The organism is Oscillatoria sp. FACHB-1406, assembly GCF_014698145.1.
GTDB lineage: Bacteria > Cyanobacteriota > Cyanobacteriia > Cyanobacteriales > Spirulinaceae > FACHB-1406.
This window is the reverse complement of the sequence record NZ_JACJSM010000024.1, coordinates 41,163-62,181: the sequence shown is the minus strand read 5'-3', so window position 1 is coordinate 62,181 and position 21,019 is coordinate 41,163. Positions and strand designations below refer to the sequence as shown.

The 21,019-nt window shown below is 49.4% G+C and carries 20 protein-coding genes, 1 tRNA gene and 1 riboswitch; of the genes, 5 read left to right on the top strand and 16 right to left on the bottom strand.

The genetic code is table 11. The features are described from left to right. Positions 1-6: 6 nt before the first annotated feature. Entirely contained in the window at positions 7-1,419 is a 1,413-nt protein-coding gene (locus H6G50_RS19665) for a DUF3370 domain-containing protein (RefSeq protein ID WP_190720139.1), read from the bottom strand. Between the two features lie 489 nt (positions 1,420-1,908). Between H6G50_RS19665 and sbcC the strand changes: the two genes are divergently transcribed. Further along, complete coding sequence (gene sbcC, locus H6G50_RS19660; protein WP_190720136.1) at positions 1,909-4,932, top strand: exonuclease subunit SbcC; 3,024 nt, start codon at positions 1,909-1,911, stop codon at positions 4,930-4,932. 104 nt (positions 4,933-5,036) lie between these two features. On the opposite strand, the gene H6G50_RS19655 is transcribed toward sbcC, so the two are convergent. After that, on the bottom strand, positions 5,037-5,933 hold the full coding sequence (locus tag H6G50_RS19655) for an FkbM family methyltransferase (RefSeq protein ID WP_190720133.1): 897 nt from the start codon (positions 5,931-5,933) through the stop codon (positions 5,037-5,039). 275 nt (positions 5,934-6,208) lie between these two features. Between H6G50_RS19655 and H6G50_RS19650 the strand changes: the two genes are divergently transcribed. Then, positions 6,209-6,616 carry a YkvA family protein gene (locus H6G50_RS19650; RefSeq protein ID WP_190720130.1) on the top strand — a complete coding sequence of 136 codons (408 nt, stop codon included), beginning with the start codon at positions 6,209-6,211 and terminating at the stop codon, positions 6,614-6,616. 129 nt (positions 6,617-6,745) lie between these two features. Here the strand turns inward: H6G50_RS19650 and H6G50_RS19645 are convergent, their stop codons facing one another. The 10 genes from H6G50_RS19645 to apcD form a co-directional block, all read right to left on the bottom strand. Continuing rightward, positions 6,746-7,078 (bottom strand): low molecular weight protein tyrosine phosphatase family protein, encoded by a 333-nt coding sequence (locus H6G50_RS19645; RefSeq protein WP_190720128.1) that lies wholly within the window; start codon positions 7,076-7,078, stop codon positions 6,746-6,748. A gap of 224 nt (positions 7,079-7,302) precedes the next feature. Then, positions 7,303-9,132 carry a precorrin-3B C(17)-methyltransferase gene (cobJ, locus tag H6G50_RS19640; RefSeq protein WP_190720125.1) on the bottom strand — a complete coding sequence of 610 codons (1,830 nt, stop codon included), beginning with the start codon at positions 9,130-9,132 and terminating at the stop codon, positions 7,303-7,305. 153 nt (positions 9,133-9,285) lie between these two features. Continuing rightward, positions 9,286-10,113 carry an ABC transporter ATP-binding protein gene (locus H6G50_RS19635; RefSeq protein WP_190720122.1) on the bottom strand — a complete coding sequence of 276 codons (828 nt, stop codon included), beginning with the start codon at positions 10,111-10,113 and terminating at the stop codon, positions 9,286-9,288. 384 nt (positions 10,114-10,497) lie between these two features. After that, entirely contained in the window at positions 10,498-11,301 is an 804-nt protein-coding gene (cbiQ, locus tag H6G50_RS19630; protein WP_190720119.1) for a cobalt ECF transporter T component CbiQ, read from the bottom strand. 9 nt (positions 11,302-11,310) lie between these two features. Further along, complete coding sequence (locus H6G50_RS19625; RefSeq protein WP_190720117.1) at positions 11,311-11,655, bottom strand: energy-coupling factor ABC transporter substrate-binding protein; 345 nt, start codon at positions 11,653-11,655, stop codon at positions 11,311-11,313. A 5-nt stretch (positions 11,656-11,660) separates the two neighbouring features. Then, complete coding sequence (locus H6G50_RS19620; protein WP_190720114.1) at positions 11,661-12,416, bottom strand: energy-coupling factor ABC transporter permease; 756 nt, start codon at positions 12,414-12,416, stop codon at positions 11,661-11,663. Between the two features lie 31 nt (positions 12,417-12,447). Next, positions 12,448-12,642: riboswitch (cobalamin riboswitch) on the bottom strand. 44 nt (positions 12,643-12,686) lie between these two features. Then, positions 12,687-12,759, bottom strand: a tRNA-Phe gene (locus tag H6G50_RS19615). A 146-nt stretch (positions 12,760-12,905) separates the two neighbouring features. Then, entirely contained in the window at positions 12,906-13,304 is a 399-nt protein-coding gene (gene psb27 / locus H6G50_RS19610) for a photosystem II protein Psb27 (protein WP_347239970.1), read from the bottom strand. Positions 13,305-13,510: 206 nt separating this feature from the next. Continuing rightward, positions 13,511-14,026: a hypothetical protein gene (locus tag H6G50_RS19605; RefSeq protein ID WP_190720110.1), complete on the bottom strand. Its 516-nt coding sequence runs from the start codon at positions 14,024-14,026 to the stop codon at positions 13,511-13,513. A 359-nt stretch (positions 14,027-14,385) separates the two neighbouring features. Further along, complete coding sequence (gene apcD / locus H6G50_RS19600; protein ID WP_190720109.1) at positions 14,386-14,871, bottom strand: allophycocyanin subunit alpha-B; 486 nt, start codon at positions 14,869-14,871, stop codon at positions 14,386-14,388. A gap of 253 nt (positions 14,872-15,124) precedes the next feature. Here apcD and rlmD point away from each other — a divergent pair, with 253 nt between their 5' ends. Both rlmD and H6G50_RS19590 read left to right on the top strand, forming a co-directional pair. Then, positions 15,125-16,540, top strand: coding sequence for a 23S rRNA (uracil(1939)-C(5))-methyltransferase RlmD (gene rlmD / locus H6G50_RS19595; RefSeq protein ID WP_190720205.1), 1,416 nt, complete (start codon positions 15,125-15,127; stop codon positions 16,538-16,540). A 175-nt stretch (positions 16,541-16,715) separates the two neighbouring features. Then, complete coding sequence (locus H6G50_RS19590; protein ID WP_190720107.1) at positions 16,716-17,165, top strand: ATP-binding protein; 450 nt, start codon at positions 16,716-16,718, stop codon at positions 17,163-17,165. Between the two features lie 4 nt (positions 17,166-17,169). Here H6G50_RS19590 and H6G50_RS19585 read toward each other — a convergent pair whose 3' ends face one another. Next, a complete protein-coding gene (locus H6G50_RS19585) occupies positions 17,170-17,463 on the bottom strand; it encodes a DUF6439 family protein (RefSeq protein WP_190720104.1) in 294 nt (97 codons plus the stop codon). Positions 17,464-17,509: 46 nt separating this feature from the next. On the opposite strand from H6G50_RS19585, the gene H6G50_RS19580 reads away from it, so the two are divergent. After that, positions 17,510-17,854 (top strand): DUF2203 domain-containing protein, encoded by a 345-nt coding sequence (locus tag H6G50_RS19580; RefSeq protein WP_190720100.1) that lies wholly within the window; start codon positions 17,510-17,512, stop codon positions 17,852-17,854. Positions 17,855-18,320: 466 nt separating this feature from the next. Here H6G50_RS19580 and H6G50_RS19575 read toward each other — a convergent pair whose 3' ends face one another. The 3 genes from H6G50_RS19575 to H6G50_RS19565 form a co-directional block, all read right to left on the bottom strand. Beyond that, positions 18,321-18,830 carry a single-stranded DNA-binding protein gene (locus tag H6G50_RS19575; protein ID WP_190720097.1) on the bottom strand — a complete coding sequence of 170 codons (510 nt, stop codon included), beginning with the start codon at positions 18,828-18,830 and terminating at the stop codon, positions 18,321-18,323. A 160-nt stretch (positions 18,831-18,990) separates the two neighbouring features. Then, positions 18,991-19,146 carry a hypothetical protein gene (locus H6G50_RS19570; RefSeq protein ID WP_206756582.1) on the bottom strand — a complete coding sequence of 52 codons (156 nt, stop codon included), beginning with the start codon at positions 19,144-19,146 and terminating at the stop codon, positions 18,991-18,993. Positions 19,147-19,275: 129 nt separating this feature from the next. Further along, positions 19,276-21,006, bottom strand: coding sequence for a diflavin flavoprotein (locus H6G50_RS19565; protein WP_190720091.1), 1,731 nt, complete (start codon positions 21,004-21,006; stop codon positions 19,276-19,278). Positions 21,007-21,019: the final 13 nt, after the last annotated feature.

Here is a 21,019-nt window from a genome sequence, read left to right as displayed (position 1 = left end):
TAGCTACTATTTGGCACTCACCGTCAAAACTTGCGGCGGGACGGAATCCGGCGGGTAGAGGAAATCTAACCGGACGGTTCGCCGTTCTTGCGGTTGCAACGTTAAGGAAACTAACGGCTCTAAAACCTGCCCGCGTCGATGCCACAAATGCACGTAGCGCGTGACTTCCTGGCCGCTGTCATCTTTATATCGCAATCTGACCGTCCCTCGGAAGAAGGGAAAATCCCAGGAGGGCTGCCGGAAAATCAGTCCGCCGCGCGAGAGTCTGCCTTCTTTTAAGGGCGTTTCTAGGGTTAACTCAACGGTACGGGCGCGGCGAACGCCGTAGTAATCATTGATGTTTGCTAAAGGCAGCGTAAGGTCGTAATTTACGGCATAGTTAGCGTGGGATTCGTAGGCGGTGTCGGGGTAACGGACGGCTAAGGGGGCTGCTTGAATAGGGTAGGTACTGAGTTCGCCGCCGCGCAGGGTATCGATCGCGTAGGAAATGGCGCGATCGGGCGCGGGCAGGGGTAAAATGTCGGTGTCGGAATCCGTTATCGTTGCCTGCCAGGTCGAACCCAATTGTACGCCCGCAACGCGCCCGTAAATCAATTGTCCGCTCGTTTGCGTTGGCGGCGTTGGCGTTTTGTCGCGCGGTCCAGCTAAGTTCCCCGTATCCAGGAGTTGCTGCCATTCAGCGAGCGTGGGGGCGCGCTCCGTACCTTCTGGCGTTTTCTTCGCATACATCGCCAAGGAAGCCATATACACCGTATCGCTGCCGTTCAACCGCAGAAAACTCGAGCGCCCGTTAACGGGTTTCTCCAGTCCGCGCACGGGAATCGGCAAATTCATCAACATCCGACTCTGGCGGGGCGGAATCAAGATTTTTTCGGGGAAATCGGCTTGTCGCTTCCCGCGCATGACGCTATCGACAGCGCGGATACCCGGGCCTGAAAAAATCGCACCATCGGGATTTTCGCTCATTGGTGGTTTCTGCTGGAACGGTGCATCGGGTTCGAGTAAATAGCTAGCAGCGGCGGGAATTGAAAGGGTGACGGGTTGTTCGCCGGGATTGTGGACGAGAATGCCGAGGTAAAGGGTTTGTAAGTTGGGGGGCGTGTGGGTGAAGTGGTGGGCGAAGAGGGTGAAATCTCCGTTGAAGGGGTAGTTTAGGTGGGCGGCGGGAACTCGTTTTCCGGTGGGGGGAAAGGTAGAAAGGAGAATCCCTTCGGTTTTTACCCATTCAGGACTGTTACTGTTGAACATCGGAATACTGTCTAATTTGCCGGGGAGCGATCGCACTTCATTATTGCGGACGATCTCTTGAGGCTCTGCCGCGCTTAGCTTTCTCTGCGCGAACGGAATGCGATCGAGGCAAGCAGGAACAAACACGACCAGAAAACCGAGCAAAAATAAGGTAATAAATTTTACTTTCATCGAAGTTGTGGAAAAATTTTATCCGGCTAGATAATCAAATCCCTCTAATTTCCTTGCGATCGAGCGCGAGAAATTATCTCACTTCTCGAGTTGTCAGACTCGCCCAAACCGCTCGGAAGTTCCCAAATTTTGCTTGATGCGTTTCAATCGCTGCAACATTCGCTCTCCTCTTAACGATCTCGTTTTCCACACCCGATAGAAAGCTTGAGAGTGAGGGCAATCCAGACTTTTGCCAGCTTCACGTTTCGAGAAAATGGCAAAACTCCAGCAAGTCTTTTTACCCAAAGCCGTTCAAACGTACAAAAATACTGCTATGTATATAAAGAGCGAACGCTGAAGTTACAACAGGGCAAAAGTGGAGTAACAAATGTAAAAACGGCAACTCTCCCGTTATCAATTGTTAAGCCCCAAATACTACGATGTGGTGTAACCCACCTAAAAACGCCAACTCCCCCGTTATCAATTATCCATTATCCATTATCAATTAGGATGATTCCTCTCCAACTCACCCTCAAAAATTTCTTGAGCTATCGCTCGGCAGCACTCGATTTCCGCAGTTTTCATACAGCTTGCGTTTGCGGTGCAAATGGGGCGGGTAAGTCTTCTCTGCTCGAGGCGATTACTTGGGTTCTTTGGGGGCAAAGTCGGGCAGCGACGGATGACGATGTAATTTTGATGGGGGCAAAAGATGTCCGTGTCGATTTTACTTTTATTAGTAACAATCAGACGTATCGAGTTATTCGATCGCGCGCGGTGGGAAAAAGTGTGGCGCTCGATTTTCAGGTGGAAACGAATAAGGGAAACTTTCGTTCGATTACCGCAAAAAGCGTCCGCGCCACGCAAGAACAGATTACTTTTTACCTCAAACTCGACTACGATACTTTCGTTAATTCTGCCTATTTACGACAGGGGCGCGCCGATGAGTTTATGATGCGCCGTCCTAGCGAGCGCAAGCAAGTTTTAGCAGATTTATTAAAGCTCGATCGCTATGAGGAACTTTCGGAGAAAGCAAAGGAAGTCGGTAAGGAGTTAAAGGGAAAAATCGAGCAGTTGCAATCGAACTTGGAACCGCTGGAAAACGAACTGAAAAGGCGCGGCGAGATTGGGGAGGAAGCAGGAGAATTAGAGGGGCAGTTAAAGCAACTCGAAGGGCAGCAGAAGCAGGATGAAGGCGCGTTACAAGCGTTGCAGGACAAGCAGCGCGATCGCGCGAATTGGGAACAGCAGGTACGCTGGCAGCAGGAACGTTGCGAACAATTGCAGCGAGAATGCGATCGCGCCCAGCAAGATCGCGATCGCGTGCGGCAGCGTCTCAACGAACTCCAACAATTGTGCGATCGCGAAGTTGAAATTACCGCCGGATATCAAGAATTATTGCAACTGCAACAACAAGAAGAAGTTCTCTCTGCTAAATTCCAAACCTACCAAGATTCGCAACAACAAAAGCAGCAGATCGAGCAACAGTTAACCCAAAAACTCAACGATCTCAACCTCGAAATTCGTCAGTTTCAAACTCGCATTGAAACCTTAGAACAACAGCAACAAGAACTCCAAGAAACGCTGCGCCGCGCGCCAGAAATAAGCGCCGCCCTCGTTCAACTCCAACAGCACCGCCAACGCTTGCAAGAACTCGATCGCTTGCAACTCGAAGTTTCTCCGCTCTCTCAACGGCGCAATACTTTGCTCGTTGAAATCGATCGCGCCCGAGCAAAACTAAGCGCTCGTGTCGAACAACTCCAAGTCCGAGTTTCAGAGTTTGCTCGAATCATTGATGATATTCCCCACCAGCGCAAAAAATTGCTCGATATTGTTGCTAAAGTAGAGGCTTTAAAGAAAAAGAAAGTCTACCGCGATCGCGTCAACGAGAAAGGACAAGAAAGCAATAAAGAAATCGCTCGCCTCCAAGAAAACGAAAATACTTACACCCAACAAATCGCCGAGTTAGAAACAAAATTAACTCTCCTCAAAACGCCCGAAGCGCTTTGTCCGCTGTGCGAACGCCCCCTCGACGCGCACCACCACCAACAGGTTGTTGAGAAAACTCGCAGCCAACAAGATGTTTTAAACGAGCGAATTTGGCAGTTGCGCCAGCAAATTGTTGCTTATGAAGCGGAAGTAAAAAACTTGCGCCTCGAGTACAAACAACTCACCGATGAATTAGTCCCTCACGAGAGCTTGTCCCAACAGCAAGGACAGTTGGCTTCAGAACTCGATCGCGCTTTTGAAATGCAAGAACAAATGGAGGAGATAAAAGCGGAATTAGCCGAGTTAGAAAACGCGATCGCCGCCGGTAATTTTGCCCTAGAAGCGCAAACCGAATTGCAAAACCTCGATCGCCAATTGCAAACCCTCCACTACAACGAAGAGACGCACGCCCTAGTACGCGGCGAAGAAAAGCGCTGGCGTTGGGCGGAGGTGAAGCAAGCGAACTTGGAGGACGCTAAACGCAAACAGGAACAAATTGACATCCAAAAACCGCAACTCCAAGCGCAACTGCAACAATTGCGCGATGCAGTGGAACAGTTACGCCTCAATTCCCCGCTTCAACGGCAGTTACAAGAAGTTGAGGACGCGATCGCGCAATTAGGGTACGATCGCACTCAGCACCAACAACTCATCGCCGCCGCCCGCCAAGCGCAATCCTGGCAGTTACCCTACCAAAACTTGCAGCGCGCCCGAGGCGAAATCCCCGAACAGCAAGCGCGGTTGACAGCGACAGAACAGCAGTTACAAGCGCGACAGTCGGAAACGGCAACGATGCGAGAGCATTTAGCCAGTTTAACCGCACAAATGACGCAAATTGCCGATTATAGCGCCGAAATTGCGAGTTTAGAAGGAAAAGTACAGCAGGGGCGACGAGAAAGAGACGACGCGATCGCGCGCCGTGGTAGAGTGCAACAACAACTCGCCCAAATCGAGCGCTTTCAAACCCAATACGAAGAAAGCACCGAAGAATTGCAATCCCTACGCCGCAAATCTCGCGTTTACCAAGAACTCGCCCGCGCCTTCGGGAAAAACGGTATTCAAGCGCTGACAATTGAGAATATTTTACCTAACTTGGAAGCGCAAACCAATCAAATTTTAGCCCGTTTAACGGGCAATCAGTTGCACGTTCAATTTATTACCCAAAAAGCGAGTAAAAGCGCTTCAAAACGGAAGGCAAAAACCATCGATACTCTCGAAATTTTAATTGCCGACGCGCGCGGAACTCGCCCCTACGAGACTTATTCCGGCGGCGAAGCCTTCCGCATTAACTTTTCGATTCGTTTAGCTTTAGCGCGATTGCTGGCTCAGAGCGCCGGAACCTCCCTGCAAATGCTGATTATCGATGAAGGATTCGGCACGCAGGATCGGGAAGGGTGCGATCGCTTGATTGCTGCCATTAACGCGATCGCCTCTGACTTTTCTTGCATCCTCACCGTCACCCATATGCCCCAATTTAAGGAAGCGTTTCAAACGCGAATTGAAGTGCATAAAACCGAAGCCGGTTCGCAACTGCAACTATTAAATTAATCTGGATTCAGAAAGTTTTCAACCAGTAGGGGCAGGTTTTCCGATCGATTCGATCGTGTATATCCATGAATTTTAGGTTAACCCGCCCTTACCAGTCTGGTTAACTAACTAACAGCCGTACTCAGAGCATTAGACAACTCTAACTCTTTTTTGCGGCTAGATTTGACCATCAAACAGTCGAACTCAATCACCTGAACGGTAGAGCTTTGCTGACTCACAGGATACAAACCCGCTATTTCAAATCCAGCCTTCTCAAAGAATGAAATACTCTCTGTTAAATGAGGCATACCTTGATAAATGGGGATAACAGAGATCTCGCTCTGCAATCCGAAAATCCCATCATACTGACCTTCAAGCCCTGCGATTGCTTCTAAATCATAACCTTGAGTATCCATTTTTAAATACATTCTTGCTTGCTCGCGCTTCTCGACCATTTCATTCAGCACCTCATCCAGACGACGGACAGTTACCGTTTCTTCTCGGCTTCCAACTGCGCTTTCACCAAACTGTTTCTCGCACCAAGCATTAGATTTTAAGAAGGAGGTAAAGGCAGAATCACTGGCTACATGAATTTTCTGTTCTCCATTTTGTCTTCCCAAAGCGAGTTTGTGGATCTCCCAATTGGGATCGCTACCGGAGACTTGCTTTAAGACTTCAAAGGCACTCGATATCGGTTCAAACGAAATAATTTTCCCCTCATAGCCCATCGCCCTTAACTCGCGGCCAAACTGACCGATATTCGCACCGACATCTAGGACAACATCGATCTGATACTTCTCTAATATCGTTTTGAGTCTCAGTCTGCGTAAATAGTCATAAATGCCCCGAGTTCCCTGCACCTCATCTTCTGTTTTTTCTCTCAAGATGATGCTTCCTGGATAGAGAGACTCCATTTCTACATTTTTTCTGGCCAGTCCGTAGGAACCGCGACCGCAACCATTAATGTCATATCCACTAATAGTTTTGATAACTTTCTTTAAAAAACTTTTTAATTTGCTCATAGAAAAAACCGCCTTTCTGTTTCAATTGGGTACGAAATCACGTTATCCCAATTCTAATTGGCTAATTAGCAAGCTCCAAGGTTTATGACGGCATCTATAACCTACTACACAAAACCTCATAAATGTGCGTTTGATGAAGATCTGAATTTCGAGCATTTTCACGAAATAATGAGGCTTTCAGCTTACGAGAGCATCAAGATATCAGGCTCCGTCGAACTTATCGTTAAAGAAGATTAATATTAGTTGTATTTCCGTCTACTTCAGGTAAAACTAGAATGAGAATCGATCGCGCTCGATTATACAATCGCCTCAAACAACAGGCGAAAAAACTCAAGCAAGAAACTTACGCGCTCTACTTGGCGGGGCGAGATCGCCGCGTGCCGTGGTATGCTAGATTGCTGGCGGTTGCGATCGCGGCTTATCTCTTCAGTCCGCTCGATCTCATCCCGGATTTTATTCCGATCCTTGGCTATCTCGACGATCTGATTCTCGTTCCTTTGGGGATTTGGCTGGTCTTGAAAATGATTCCACCAACGGTATTAAATGAATGTCGGCAAAGAGCAACACTTGAAATCGATCGCGACAAACCCAGCAGTTCAATAGTGGCTGCTATTATTATTAGCCTTTGGTTTATTTGCGGAGTTTTAATATTTGTTTGGATCGGACGAATGCTGAAGAAATAAGCGGTTATGAGAGGGGAAAATTAATTAATTTGCTCCGATCGCGTTGCTTGCTTGCAAATGTACATCTTTAAATATACCAAAGTCTTGGTTGGTGGGCGCTGCCCACCCTACTAATTTTTAATTTTACCCTTAAGTCTCAATCTTTAATATCGGTAACACTTTCTTTTTAAGCAACTCGACTAAGGCAGGATCCATATATTCATAGTTATCCGGAATATCTAAGCAAATAACCCGCTTATTTTTAAGCCATGCCCCAAACTTTGCAGATAATTTTTTCCGGTGAGACTTTTCCATCACAAAAATAATATCTGCCCATTGCACGGCTTCGCTGTCTAATATATTTTCTGCATCTCGATCCAATCCTGCCGAATCGACTTCTAATCCTTCATACTCAGAAAAGATAGCTTCTGCGGTTGGACTTCGCAAGCGATTTCGACTGCAAATAAAAAGAAGCTTTTTCATTTAAGGGTTTGGGTAGGTTATCCTGTAGCGAACAGAAAGTTTTTCTAAAATACGAAGTTAAGGTAAGGATTAGTAGGGTGGGCAGCGCCCACCATCCAGGATTTTTGTTCGTTTAGAAATATATACATTCACGTTTAGCGATCTATATTCCTACCTCGATTAATCGAGCAATGGTGCGTTACGCTCCGCTAACGCACCCTACTTTCTACTGTATTCATTAATCATTATTTATAATATCCTCTGGGTGTAATTGTCCAGTTGTTATAAAATCGCGTTGTCGAATTGCCGATAATAACTGTCGTTAGCATATCGATGGGAACGTCCAACATTTCTGCTAATGTTGTTTGAAAGATTTCTTCGTCGGGACGATAAGCAGAACGGACGATCGCGACGGGAGTTTTTCGATCGCGGTATTTCAGGAAAATATCGCGGGCGGTAACAATTTGTTGCGTGCGTTTTTGCGATCGCGGATTATACAATGCCGTGACAAAATCTGCCCGCGCCGCCGCTTCCAATCGCTTCTCAATAACGTCCCACGGCGTTAATAAATCGCTCAAACTGATGGCGCAAAAATCGTGCATTAAGGGCGCGCCAACGCGAGAGGCGGCGGCTTGCAGGGCGGTAATTCCCGGCAAAACTTGCACCTGCGGCGTTTTCCCATCCCATCCCCTCGCCTGCAATTCCTCAAACACTAATCCCGCCATCCCATAAATTCCGCAGTCTCCTGAAGATACAACCGCTACCGATAACCCCCATTCTGCTAACTCGATCGCGCGTTGCGCCCGTTCTCGTTCTTGGGTGATGGGGAAAGACTCGAAAATCTGCCCGGGATGGTGCAAGGGCTGAATGAGATCGAGGTAAAGCGAGTAACCGATAATTGCATCGGACGACGCGATCGCGGTTTGGGCGGCGGGTGTCATTTGCTCGAGTCCCCCCGGCCCGGTTCCCACTAACCAAAGTTGCCCCGTCCTGCCGATATATTCGCGTTTTGATAACGCTACAGCAACCGTAACGGCTCCCGTTCCGGGATTTACCTCATTTTTAGCGGAAAAGACTTGTTTTGGGGCAAGAAGCGCGTTTTGTTGGCTGATGAGGAGCGCCGCCGCTTCCGCAACGCTGGGGGTTCCGACTTCCCGTTCGACGATCGCGGAAGGGTTAGGAGTCGTCACGGCGCGCAACTCTTCGGCAGTAAAGGTTTTAAGCGCCCAATTGCGGCGATCGCACAACTCCAATAGCCCCGTTTCGTCGGCTTTGAGATCGAGGGTTGCAATCCCCGCGATCGCGTCTTCTGCGAGTTGATGCGCCTCAAAAACCCGCGCGATCGCCACCTCCATTAACTCTCGCGAGGTTCCCCGTTCGCACCCCAGCCCCACCCACAATACGCGCGGATGCCAAACAGCCTTATCCGAACTCGTTATGACTTTGTACGGCGTGATGTGCAGTTCGCAACCCCCCAACGCTTCCGAGGTAAAGGGCGAATTCTCGATCGCGCTTTCCCAAAGGCGAGAACCCGCTTGCTGAAAGACTGTCACTTGTTCGCCCCGCGCGATCGCCGCACTCACCGCCGTCCAATCGCCCTCGCCCTTCCTCCAACCGAAAGGAACGCCCAAAACATCAACTCCCGGCAATCCCAAACTCGCCGCAGCCCCCGTTATTACTGTCGTTGCGCCCAACTGCCGCGCGATTAACTCAGCGAGGCGATCGCCCCCGCCCTGATGCCCGCCGCACAAACTCACAGCGAACTTCCCCATCGGATCGAGAACCACAACCGCCGGATCGGTGGCTTTATCCCGCAGTAGCGGCGCAATTAAGCGCACGACAGCCCCCGCCGCCATGCCGAATACTAAAGCGCGCTGGTTGCCCCAAAGGGTTGCAATGCAGTCTTTTAAACTGCCGGAGTAAAAGTTCGCTTCCGGGACGCGATCGCCTTGCAAGCGTTCGGGCAGCCACAAACTCGCGCCGCTTTCTTGACAAAAACGTTGAAGCGTAACAGCAGCGTCGGGAGTTGTTGCGATCGCGGCGATGGGCTGAAAATCTTGGTAAGAGTTAAACATTGTGAATTATGAGTTATGAGTTATGAATGATGAATTATGAGTGGTGAACTACGAACTACGAACTACGAACTACGAACTACGAATTACGAATTACGAATTACGAACTACGAATTACGAATTACGAATTACGAACTACGAATTACGAATTACGAATTACAAACAGTACGATCGCAACTCCGATAGGGTTCGGGGGGGAGAGCGGCGATCGCGGTATGCTGGAGGGAGTGCGTACCAGCATTCTAGGAGGGTTGGCAGTCCTAACTGAAGTTCCTCCAGGAGATCGGCGCAACCGAAAAGATCGGGTGCAGGTGAGGAGTGCATCAATCGTCCTTCATGCAGCACGATCGCCCAATCCGCCCAAGCATAGGCGAGATCGAGATCGTGAGTTGCAATAACAATCGTCGTACCACTCGCTTGGATGCGATCGAGTTCTTCAAATAGATGGCGAGTTTGTCGGCGATCGAGGTAAGCTGTCGGTTCGTCTAGCAATAGCAGTTCGGGTTGCAACGCCATTACCCCAGCTAGGGCTACTCGTCGTTTTTGTCCCAAACTGAGGTGATGCAGCGGGCGATCGGCAAGTTCTTGAAGCGAAAAATCGAGCAAGGTTTGATGCAATCGTCGAGCAATTTCTGCTTCGGATAAGGGCAAATTGCACAATCCGTAGGAAATATCTTCGGCTACCGTTGCTGCTACTAATTGTTGTTCTGGATCTTGAAATGCTAAACCTATCCGTTGCCGCCAAAGATTGAGCATCCTTGCCTGATACTTTAACGGTTCGCCTTGCCAATAAATTGCTCCGGAGTCGCAACGATATAAACCATCAGCTAGAAATAAAAGCGTTGATTTTCCACAGCCATTATGACCTAAAATAACGGTCTTTTGTCCTGCCGCGATCGCTAAATTGATATCTCGAACGGCGGGATATTCTGTACCGGGGTAAGTGTAGCAAACCGAGCGAAATTCCAGGAGGGGAAGGAGCATTAATAATGGATAATGAATAATGGATAATTGATAATGAGTAATATAGCGCTACGCAACTCGGTTAGGACATTGGGTAGGGTGGGCAGCGCCCACCAGCAAAGATTTTTAGCGTTTAGAAACGTACATTTAAGACATTGGGTAGGGTGGGCAGCACCCACCAGCAAAGACTTTCAGCGTTTAGAGACGTACATTTAAGTTTTCAGTAGCGCTATAAGTGATGAATGGGGGGATTGTGAGTTATGAGTGATGAATCATGAGGGGTGAATGATGAATCATGAGCGATAAATGATGAATCATGAGCGATAAATGATAAATCACGAATTACGAATTACGAATTACGAACTACGAACTACGAACTACGAATTACGAATTACGAATTACGAACTACGAATTACGAATTACGAACTGTGATTCTAAAAGAATTAAGCCGATACATCCAACCAAAGATTCGATCGCGTAACGTTGAGAATAGTGATAGGACTGATGAGTATAAACTTTGAAATTTCCATTAAACCCACGAGCCGCTAACCCTAGAGAAAATTGTTGGTAGCGTTGCAGCGATCGCACTACCAATTGCCCGATTAGTAATCCCGTACTGTGAAGCCATCGCTGGCGAGTCCGATATCCACCCCGCGATCGTTGGGCTAATTCCAGTTGTAAGGCAACCTCCAGAAATAAAAATATAAATCGATACATCAGGAGTAAAAGATCGATGAGAAGCGAAGGCACGCGACATCGACGCATAATCGCTAATAATTCTGCAAACGGAATGGTAAACAGAATAAACAGCAAGCAAGAAACGCAGGCTAGCGATCGCATCGAGACTTCAACCGCTCGCATCAGTCCGGTTTGACTTATAAAAAAATACCAATCTCCTAACACAACCCCAGCTAACGAATTCGTCTGGATACGATCGAGTTGAGCGGCAGAGACTCCTTCGATAATAAGAGCGGGAAGACTCGCGAATAAAAAGAACATTATTACGAACAAAACCCGCCCGTAGATTTTAGCTGGAATGCGAGCGTAGCCAACGATCCAAACACTTAACCAAACAAAAATAAGTCCTTGAGCGATCGGGTGCGTCACCAACGCAATTGAGAGAATAACTAAAGCAAAAGTTAGCTTTTGTTGGGGGGGTAATTGTTTGAGGCGATTCGTATAGGCATAGGCATTGAGATCGTGGGGCATAAAATTAGACTAATAATCTCCGGAGTCGGCACGAGGGGGTTTTATTTGGGGTTGCCGTTGGGTATTGTCGCGCTCTGTTCTGCCCCGATATAGCCCCAACACATAGCCGATGACTCCCGCTCCCAGTCCAGCTTGTACGGCGAATAGCAGCGATTCTATCTCGCCGCTAGCAGGCGTGAAAACAGGTTTTACCCAAGGCTGATAGTTGGGATCGACTTCTTTAATTGCGGCGGTTGCTTCGACATCCGCCCCGCCAAACTCTGCATCTCGAAGTAGTAGGAGTGGCGCAATTGCCAAACCGACGACTGCCAACACCAAAAGCCAATTATTCCAACTTCGGTTTACTCGGTTCATGAATTTTATGACTCCTGCGCGATCGATTTTAGAACCTCTAATTCTTGGCGGTTGTAAGTCTGTAGCCAGTTCCACACCAATACGGTCAAGAATCCTTCGCTAATGGCTAAGGGAATTTGGGTTACGGCAAAAATTCCGGCAAACTTAACAAAGGATGCCAAAATACCGCCATTGGGTGCGGGGAAGGCGAGGGCTAATTGCACGGAAGTTGACACATAAGCTAGAAAATTGCCAAGGGCGGCAGCTAGGAAGATAGCTAGCGTTTGTTTTCCGGTAAAACGCGCGATCGCTCGATAGACGCTGTAAGCTACAAAGGGGCCCACAACAGCCATTGCGAAGCCACTCGCCCCCAATGTGGTTAGCCCTCCATGCGCTAAGAGGAGCGCTTGGAACAGCAGTACCAGTCCCCCTAAAACCGACATCGCAGCCGGCCCAAATAATATCGCTCCTAAGCCTGTTCCGGTGGGATGAGAGCAACTGCCCGTCACTGAGGGAATTTTTAGAGCGGAGAGGACAAAAGCAAAAGCCCCGGCTAGGGCTAGCAGCAGTTTGGTTTCGGGATGCTGGCGAGCGAGCTTAGAAAGCGATCGCATCCCCCAAAATAGAAAGGGAAGATAGACTAACCACCAAAAAATAGCCCAGCCTACAGGCAAAAATCCTTCCATGATGTGCATTGCATGAGCCGGTGCGGGCGATGCAGCAACTAAATAACAACTCAACCCGGCCATCAGCGCAAGGTTCCACCATTTATGCTTTTTCATCTTTGTCTGTACCTCGCAGACTTATAGATTCAACAGTTTTTTCCAATCCGGCGGGCATTCTGACTTACACAATCTTGGCTCTCCAGCTGAAGGTTCGGATAATTTCCACGATCGCTGGCACGCCAAAATTGGCTTACAGTTGCGGGACAGCGCCGGATTTGCACCGGACTTTCCCCCTTACGTTTGGTGGCGGCTCCCCACCAAAACCAAATTTTCTAATCCTACCACCTATTCTTAAATTGGCGTTCTGCGGCAAAGCGCCGCTTTTAATGCCAGGAGGCGGATTTGAACCGCCGACACGAGGATTTTCAGTCCTCTGCTCTACCAACTGAGCTATCCCGGCGCTTTGTGCTTTTTTGCACTCGGCTTAGCTATGTTAGCAAAAACTTTTTAACTTAGCAACTCTAATTTGGCATTTTTTTGGGGCATATCGGAGCCAACTCCAGGAAGAAGGGAATAATGCCCCGTATTTTCGCGATCGCGGTGCAACTAAGAATCGCGATTGAGAGCGAACTCAACCTGCTTGAACTCTTGCTTGAGACGCTTTTTCAACTTCTCGGGAATCGGACGAGTCCCGTAGGAGCTATAAAAGCCTGCTAGGCTGTTGACTGCCGTTTGCATCGTCGTAAACGAGCGCAGCGCTGAAACTTTACGATCTCTGCGGTAGCGCGCCGCATAGTCATTCATCTGGGTGCGAGCTAAACGGACGATATCGGCTTTGTTTTCAGCGTTATCGGCCGAGTCGATCGCGGTACCGAGACTTTGCAGCACGGTCAAAGTATCCTGAGAATAATTTCCCGTTAGCCCGGAAGGATTGTTTGCACAGCCCGCTAGGCCGACAACAACAATTAACATCAACGCGAGCAGGCGGGATAAGAAGGATTTAATGGGAACCATCTGTTTGATATTTAATTACAAAAACGCGAATCTCTAAATTCGATCCTATAGTCTAATGGTCTTTGCCGGTCAGTTCTTCTGGGGAAAATTTTGGGGTTTCGCTCGGTCTGTTTGAGCCGAAGGCAAGGACTGGTCTACTTCTTACGGTTATGAAGCGAAGTGCAAAATCAAGGAGAATTGGTAGAACTCGCTCGCACTCAAGGAACTCCGTAATGTTGATACAGCGATAAACCCGCCACATACCCAACCGCGCAGATAACGATAATCATTCCGAAGGAGTGCCAATCGCTGTATCCCGCCCAGCGCAATTCTAGGCGCGCGAGCAGTCCCGGCGCGAGCAAGCTCAGACCTTCTGCGACTAAATCGCTCCGCGTTAAGACCACGACCACCAAAAAGGAGATCACGATAACGGAGAGAAAGGCTTTGGTATCAGACTGAAGCCAATTGCCGAAGACGCTTTTGAGTTTGGTAATCGGGTGAACGAGGGCGAGGAGGAAAGCAGCGATACTGAGGAAAAGGGCGCTCCACGCAAATACCGGCCGATCGAGCCACAGACAAATCCAGGATTTCTCCAGTTCGGGCGCGCTGCAAACACCGGCACGCACCCAAAATTGCCAAGCTGCGGTGGCGCGCGCGACATACCAGCCCAAACCGATGTAGGCCAACAGAAGGAATAGCAAAGCCCAAACGAGTAAATTTTGGCTCGATTTCATCTTGGCAGCAGGACTAATCCCTCCAGCAGCGGTTGCGTGTAATGAATATCACAGTCTAGAGATGATCCCCCTCCCTCGATCTGCCTTTCACCTCAGCCATACTAATCGTTAACTGAACTCCACGGGAGTCAATCATAGGGAACACATGACGAGTTGACAGTTTCTTGACCGGAAGCTGTCTTTTTTTTTGATTAAGTTGGGCGATCGCGCGGCGGGTAACGCAACAACCCTCTTCCTTAACCTCGCGGTTGAGCGCGCGGGCTGGGTGGAAGGAGTGAGGCTGGAGCGCGGCACGCTGCGCGATCCCCTCTCAAATCTGCTTGGGGCTGCACCGATCGCGCTTTCTGCCCCAGCTAACTTCAAGACATGGCTTGGATCAGGTAATCGAAGTAGGGTGCGGTAGCTCTGGCATCTTCGCCCGTCAGCAGTCCCAAAGAGGCTTCTTTCAGGCAACGAATTGCTTCTGCCATCCCCGGCATGGGGACGTTGAGCGCATTATACATCTCGCGCGCGCCAATTACGCCGATGGATTCGATCGGTTCTTTGTCGCCGCACAGAACTCCGTAAGTGACGAGGCGCAAGTACCAGCCATAGTCGCGCAAACACTGAGCGCGCTCGCGTTGACCGTAAGCGTTCCCGCCTTGAGAGATATAGTCGGGACGCTTTTTCCACAATTCTTTGCTGGCGCGATCGACAATTTTCTTTTCGTTTTCGCCGAGGGTTTCAGCGATGCGGACTCGCTGTTCCCCGGTGGTCATAAACTCTTTGATACTCTGGAGTTCGCCACTGCTGGGGTAGCGGAGTTCGTCGTCTGCTTTGAGAATAACTTGGCTAACTACACTCATACTATCGAGGTGAATTTAATAACATTATGTAGTTTAGCGATTCGGTGGGACAGAAAGGAAGTAGGGTGATGGGGGATAGGGTGACGGAGGGATGGGGTGACGGGGGGATGGCGCTTCGGCAGGCTCAGCGTACCCGGTGATGGGGTGACGGGGGGATGGCGCTTCGGCAGGCTCAGCGTACTCGGTGATAGGGTAATGAGGGATAGGGGGACGGGGAATGAGAAAATTATTACAAATTATGAATGAGGACAAGATGGTCGAGTTAAAAGACAGCGAGAATCGAGACGAGATTTCGTCGCGCTGGCAGCAGGGAGAGTTAATCGAGGTGACGATCGCAGATCTCAATGATACTGGCGAAGGAGTCGGGCGCTTTGGGGGGCGCGTGGTTTTCGTTCCCGACACTGTAACCGGCGATCGCGTTTTAGCCCGCTTGCTGCGCGTCAAACCTCAGTATGCCGCCGCTAAGCTCGAAACCCTTCTGCACGCCTCCCCGCATCGGATTCGCCCGCGCTGCATCGTCGCGGATAAGTGCGGCGGTTGTCAGTGGCAGCACGTCAGCGACGAGTATCAACAACAAGCTAAGCGCGATCGCGTTGTCCAAGCCCTCACTCGCATCGGCGGCTTTGACAATCCCCCCGTTGCACCCATCCTAACGGCGGCTTCCTCCCTCAACTATCGCAACAAAGCCACGTATCCCCTCGGTATAAACGCGGCGGGCAACGTTCAAGCGGGGTATTATCGCACCGGAACGCACCAGATCGTCAATCTCAATCAATGTCCGGTGCAGGACGCACGCCTCAACCCCCTCCTCGCCGATCTCAAACAAGAAATTCAACAAGCCGGATGGTCGATTTATGACGAACGGACGCATCGCGGTCAATTGCGCCATCTCTCGTTGCGCGTCGGGCGGCGCACGGGGGAAATTTTAGCAACGCTGGTGAGTACGGAAAGGGATTTACCGGAACTCGGGGATCGCGCTCGGGCATGGATGCAGCGCTATCCGGCTTTAGTCGGCGTGGCGCTCAACCTTAACTCGGCGCGGACGAATGTTATTTTTGGGGAGGAAACGCGCTGTATTGCCGGACGCATTGAGTTGCGGGAAGTTTTTGCTGGATTGGAGTTTGATTTGCGCCCGGAGACGTTTTTTCAGGTGAATACGGAAGCAGCAGAGGCGCTGTTGGAGGTGATTTTCGATCGCTGGACTTTGCAGGGCGATGAATTTTTGCTCGATGCTTACTGCGGGATCGGTACGTTTACCCTCCCGTTAGCGCAACGATGCGGGCGAGCGGTGGGGATCGAGGTGCAAGCTGCATCCGTGCAACAAGCTCGACACAATGCAGAACTTAATGCGATCGCGAATGTCGAGTTTTTGGCGGGAACGGTAGAAAGCCAGATCGCCCACCTAGACGCGATCCCCGACCTCGTACTGCTCGATCCTCCCCGGAAAGGATGCGATCGCGCCGTTCTCGAAGCTCTCCTCGCCCTGCAACCCGCTCGCATTGCCTGCGTCAGTTGCAAACCCGCCACTTTAGCCCGCGATCTCCGCCTGCTGTGCCAAAGCGGACAATATCGGTTAGTCGCCGTGCAACCTGCCGATTTTTTCCCCCAAACGACCCATGTTGAAAGCGTTGCTTTTTTAGAAGCTCAGTTTGACCTACACAAATCTTAATTTGTCAAGAGTTCAAGCGTATATTTTCCGGGTTTTACAATCATTTTTTGCTATAATTAAAAGGAATTGTTCCACAACATTCTTATCAAGTCAGGGTTTGCCCTTAAGTAACTAAAAGTTAGCGCTATTCTAGAACTAACTGCTGCAAACATATAAAGCCTATGAGGTAAGGTGCGTGATTGCTATTTCTCTGCCTGTCACTCGAAGCAAATGGGAAACCTTGAGCTTTGCCTCTACGCTCTACCTTTGCCCAATTCTCGATTTACTCCTAGCCAATATTCCCCAGGAATGGCAGCCCGAACTGCGATTGGGACTTCAAGAAGCCCTCGTTAACGCTGTCGTTCACGGTAACAAACTCGACCCCAGTAAAATCGTGGAGGTTCAGTTTTCAATTGCTGAGGGGATTTATTCTTGGATTATTTCGGATCGGGGCGCGGGTTTTGAGGTGAATTGTAACTGTCCTGACGATCCAGAAGCGTTGCTTCCGGAAAATGAAGCCGAACAAGGACGGGGACTCTGCTTGCTGTATCAAATTTTCGATCGCGTCGATTGGAATTCGCAGGGCAATCAATTAAAGTTGTGCAAGCAGATCCGAGGGGGCAAGCAAAAAACCCCCCTATTCTAAAGATTTAAATTGCGTCAGTTGGCTTCTTGCCGTGCGTCGGGCAGGGTGGGGCGACGATGCTGCGATCGAGCCAGCCACTTGCCTGTTGCAAGCGTGCTAGGGCTTCTTCCGGGCGATCGTTGAGCAAAAAGACGATCGCGGCGGCAGCTTGTTGGGCGGCTTGGGCTTTGCGATTGGCTTTGAGTCGATGCCAATCGTTTGGTGCGATCGCGAGGCGTTCGGAAAGGGCGCGCGCAAGCTCTAAATCGCTCAATTGCTCGATCGCTTGGCTTTGGGATTGTGGGGAGGACTGAAGCATCGGAAAATACAGGGTAGGATGTGTTGAAATTCTCCTCTAGTTTAGAATGGTTGTCGAAGATCCAAACCGCCCCGACGACGAAGATTTAGACGAAGCGATCGCCCGATTGGAGCGATCGCTGCTCGAATTTAAGGAACGCTACTCTCAAGTTCGTCGCGATCTCCAGCGTCAAACCGAACTCCAGCAAGAACGGGTGCAATTGCGGGGATCGCGCAACACCGAGATGCGATCGCAACTCCGCGCGATCGAACGAGAACTCGAAAGTCTTGAAATTAACCTCGAAAGTCGTCTCTTTAACTGGCGCAGTCTTTGGCATCCTTTTTGGCAAGCCGTGCGTTTTGGCGGATTGGGGATCGCGATCGGCTGGGCGCTGAAAGCTTGGGCGGGATGAATTATGAGTTATGAGTTATGAATTATGAATTATGAGTTATGAATAAAGATCGCTATTACTGTTCTTTCTCCCCTCGCATTTTCCCCCTTTAGTAAGCTACTGTGTACACACATCTCGATCGCGGAACCGTTTCGGAACATTCCGATGTCTCAAGAGCCGATGGCTCGTTTCTCTTTCTCAATAAGCTTGAGTTGTTAAGAATCAACTCTGAATTGTGAAAGCCTTGCCTAGCAAGGCTTATACAGATTGGGGGTCTCAATTTTCTACTTGTGTGTACACAGTAGCTTTAGTAAGGGGGGTTAGGGGGGCTCGGGAGAGGGGCTGGGGGTGAGGGAAATCAAGATTTTCGGATAATGCACATCAGACGTGAATTATCAAGGGCGAATGCCATTCGCCCCTACAGCTTTTCCTGCTTGATGGATTCACAGCTTAAAGATTTTGTCAAGCCTTGCGACTCGACCGATTCCTAGAAGGGAATATCGTCTAAATCCGCATCGTCAACGGGGGCAGAAGATTTTGAAGCCACACTTGCCGGTTCTGCTGTCGTTCGACTGCGACTCGAGGCAGGCGTTTCTGTCGCTGTCGGTTTATTGTAACTGTCCATTGGGATCACGTTGTTCGGACGCGAATCAGAACTCGAAACCGTTGCCAAACCTTCTGTTCCGCTTAGTTTTTCAAAACTCGATGCTGTCAGTTCAGCCCGCTTTTCCTTAAAACGGTGCGCGCCGCCGTTGTCTTCTCGTTCTACCATCATCATTTTCAGACGACCCGTGAGAATGACGCGATCGCCCGCAAAATAATTTTGGTAGACTTCCTCAGCCAGATTTCCCCAAACCACGACCTTTAAGCTGGAAGGGGGGTCGTCTTCGCGCCCGCCATCAAACGAGACAAGCATTTCTGTTAGCGTTTGACCCTCCTGCGTTTTGCGGAGTTTGGGCGCATCCTGAATTTGAGCTATTAATACACAACTATTCATCTTTAAGTCTCGGTAACGTTTAACAATTACAACACTCTTTATACATCATACAATTGTACTATAAAGGGCGCTCGGCGAACCGCGATCGAGTCGGAGTATCGGTTATCTGACCTCATCGCCAGGGTTTCGCTGGCAGTCCTCGTTCTGTTGGGTAGCAGTTTTACAAGAGTTGCCCCAACAGGATTTTAGCAATTTTGAACGCGGAAACGCCGCTGCAAAAAGCAGAGGGCAGCGTTTTAAAAGCTTTGCTGGAAGGATTGATGAAATTTTTACCGAGTTGGGAGATGGGTTTCTTGGTTCGGAGAAAAAAAGTCAACAACGTTGTTAATTATTGATTTATTCAGAAAGTTTTACCTACAAAAATGTAGGGACGTTGTATACAACGTCCCTACTTTCAATCTAATCCGATTTAACCCAATCGGTAGGGAACCTGCTTTTTGTCGCGTCAGTAAGAACTGCCGGATTTGCGATGCGCGATCGCGGTTACGCCCGTCGCTTCCAAAACCTCGCCCTTATCAATCGTCGCATAAATCAACCAGCGATCGCCGCATTCCATCCGCTCCTGCACGGTACATTCTAAGTAGGCTAAAGCATCGTTTAAAATCAAACAGCCATTTTCCGCCGTGCGAGTTTCCAACTGAGTGAAGGGGTTTTCCCCAGTAGCAGCGCGATAGGAAAAATGCTTGCGAACGTCGCGCCCTTCTTTGAGAATATTAAGGACGAAGCGATCGCCATTCATCGTGAGTAAGTCGGCATTTTGATCTTCCGCCAGCGCCAGCATTAATCCCGGCGGATTGAAGGTTGCTTGAGAAATTAAGGACGTTAAAACGCCGTAATGGGTATCGCCGAGGCGGGTTGAAACGACGCACAAAGAACCGATAATACGTCCGACAGCTTGTTCGGTGCGATCGATTTGCGTTTCGGTTAGCGCTTGGCGAGGCGTTTGTAATTTCTTCTTTTTCTTCAGCGTTCGTGCGAATTCTCTCCCCGCTTCCTGACATTGTTGTAAGGTTTCTTCTGTGGGACTGAAACGCACTCGCAAGGGAGAAAAACCCAAGCGATAGTTTGCATCGAGTAACTTACTTTCCAATAAATCGATCGCTTCGCCACTCCATCCGTAGGAACCAAATATGCCCGCAAGTTTGGTTTTTGTGGCAGCAGAAAGAACGATTCCTAACGCCGTTTGAATTTGAGTCGGTGCGTGTCCGCCCAGCGTCGGAGAACCGATGATAAAGCCGTCGCAATCTTGCACGGCGCGGGTAATTTCTTCTGCATCCGCTTGTTCGCAATTAATCGCTTCTACCGCGAGATTATTCTCGATTAAACCTTGCGCGATCGCATTGGCAATGGTAGTGGTATTTCCGTAAGCCGAAGCATACAACAACGCCACGCGCAATTCTTGGGATTTTTGCTGTTGGCACCAGGTTCGATAGTCGTAACTAAAGCGGCTTAAACTATAGCGAACTAACGGCCCATGAGCCGGAGCATAACACTTTGCGGGAAAAACTCCTAACTTATCGAGGGCGGCTTCGACTTGCTTGGCTTGTCCGGCGTGGAGACAATCAAAATAGTAATGGCGATCGCTATCTAATTGCTTCCAATCTTCATCTAAATAGGCATCATTACAAAGGTGAACGCCAAAAAATTTATCAGTAAAAAGAATGCGACTGCCTGCATCGTAAGTGCAGAGTCCATCCGGCCAGCGGGGAGTCGGGACTGCGATAAACTGTAACTGATGTCCTGCGCCTAAATCGAGGGTATCTTGCGATCGCACGATTTCAATTTTTTCTGCCCATTGCGGATAAGCAGCTTTGAGTGCATTTGCACCGGGACGCGAACAAATAATTTTAGCTTTTGGGGCGCGCTCTATAAGGGTTATTAAGGTTGCGATCCGATTGGGATTGACATGACCGAGAATGATGTAATCCAACTCATCCCAACCGCCTAATTCTTTGAGGAAAATTTCAGTAAAAGATTCTCCGGGCGGATCGATCAGCGCCGACTTTTCCCCTTGAATGAGGTAAGAATTGGCAGTGGTTCCCTTTTGGCGAGCGTATTCCACCTCAAACTTGAGCCGATCCCAAGTCCGCGATCGCAACATCAAAGTTTCGGAGCCAATTTCTGTCATTTGTACGTCGCGAGGGCGAGTTGTTTGTGTTTCAGTAGGAATAGCCATGACGATATGAGTG

Excerpts from the sequence above, each read along its gene's own strand:
- H6G50_RS19625 (WP_190720117.1), bottom strand. The coding sequence starts at position 11,655 with ATGAACCGAGTAAACCGAAGTTGGAATAATTGGCTTTTGGTGTTGGCA.
- H6G50_RS19580 (WP_190720100.1), top strand. The coding sequence starts at position 17,510 with ATGGTTGTCGAAGATCCAAACCGCCCCGACGACGAAGATTTAGACGAA.
- cobJ (WP_190720125.1), bottom strand. The coding sequence starts at position 9,132 with ATGTTTAACTCTTACCAAGATTTTCAGCCCATCGCCGCGATCGCAACA.
- sbcC (WP_190720136.1), top strand. The coding sequence starts at position 1,909 with ATGATTCCTCTCCAACTCACCCTCAAAAATTTCTTGAGCTATCGCTCG.
- cbiQ (WP_190720119.1), bottom strand. The coding sequence starts at position 11,301 with ATGCCCCACGATCTCAATGCCTATGCCTATACGAATCGCCTCAAACAA.
- H6G50_RS19665 (WP_190720139.1), bottom strand. The coding sequence starts at position 1,419 with ATGAAAGTAAAATTTATTACCTTATTTTTGCTCGGTTTTCTGGTCGTG.
- H6G50_RS19585 (WP_190720104.1), bottom strand. The coding sequence starts at position 17,463 with ATGCTTCAGTCCTCCCCACAATCCCAAAGCCAAGCGATCGAGCAATTG.
- H6G50_RS19650 (WP_190720130.1), top strand. The coding sequence starts at position 6,209 with ATGAGAATCGATCGCGCTCGATTATACAATCGCCTCAAACAACAGGCG.
- H6G50_RS19645 (WP_190720128.1), bottom strand. The coding sequence starts at position 7,078 with ATGAAAAAGCTTCTTTTTATTTGCAGTCGAAATCGCTTGCGAAGTCCA.
- H6G50_RS19620 (WP_190720114.1), bottom strand. The coding sequence starts at position 12,416 with ATGAAAAAGCATAAATGGTGGAACCTTGCGCTGATGGCCGGGTTGAGT.
- rlmD (WP_190720205.1), top strand. The coding sequence starts at position 15,125 with ATGGTCGAGTTAAAAGACAGCGAGAATCGAGACGAGATTTCGTCGCGC.
- H6G50_RS19575 (WP_190720097.1), bottom strand. The coding sequence starts at position 18,830 with ATGAATAGTTGTGTATTAATAGCTCAAATTCAGGATGCGCCCAAACTC.
- H6G50_RS19655 (WP_190720133.1), bottom strand. The coding sequence starts at position 5,933 with ATGAGCAAATTAAAAAGTTTTTTAAAGAAAGTTATCAAAACTATTAGT.
- H6G50_RS19605 (WP_190720110.1), bottom strand. The coding sequence starts at position 14,026 with ATGAAATCGAGCCAAAATTTACTCGTTTGGGCTTTGCTATTCCTTCTG.
- H6G50_RS19565 (WP_190720091.1), bottom strand. The coding sequence starts at position 21,006 with ATGGCTATTCCTACTGAAACACAAACAACTCGCCCTCGCGACGTACAA.
- apcD (WP_190720109.1), bottom strand. The coding sequence starts at position 14,871 with ATGAGTGTAGTTAGCCAAGTTATTCTCAAAGCAGACGACGAACTCCGC.
- H6G50_RS19635 (WP_190720122.1), bottom strand. The coding sequence starts at position 10,113 with ATGCTCCTTCCCCTCCTGGAATTTCGCTCGGTTTGCTACACTTACCCC.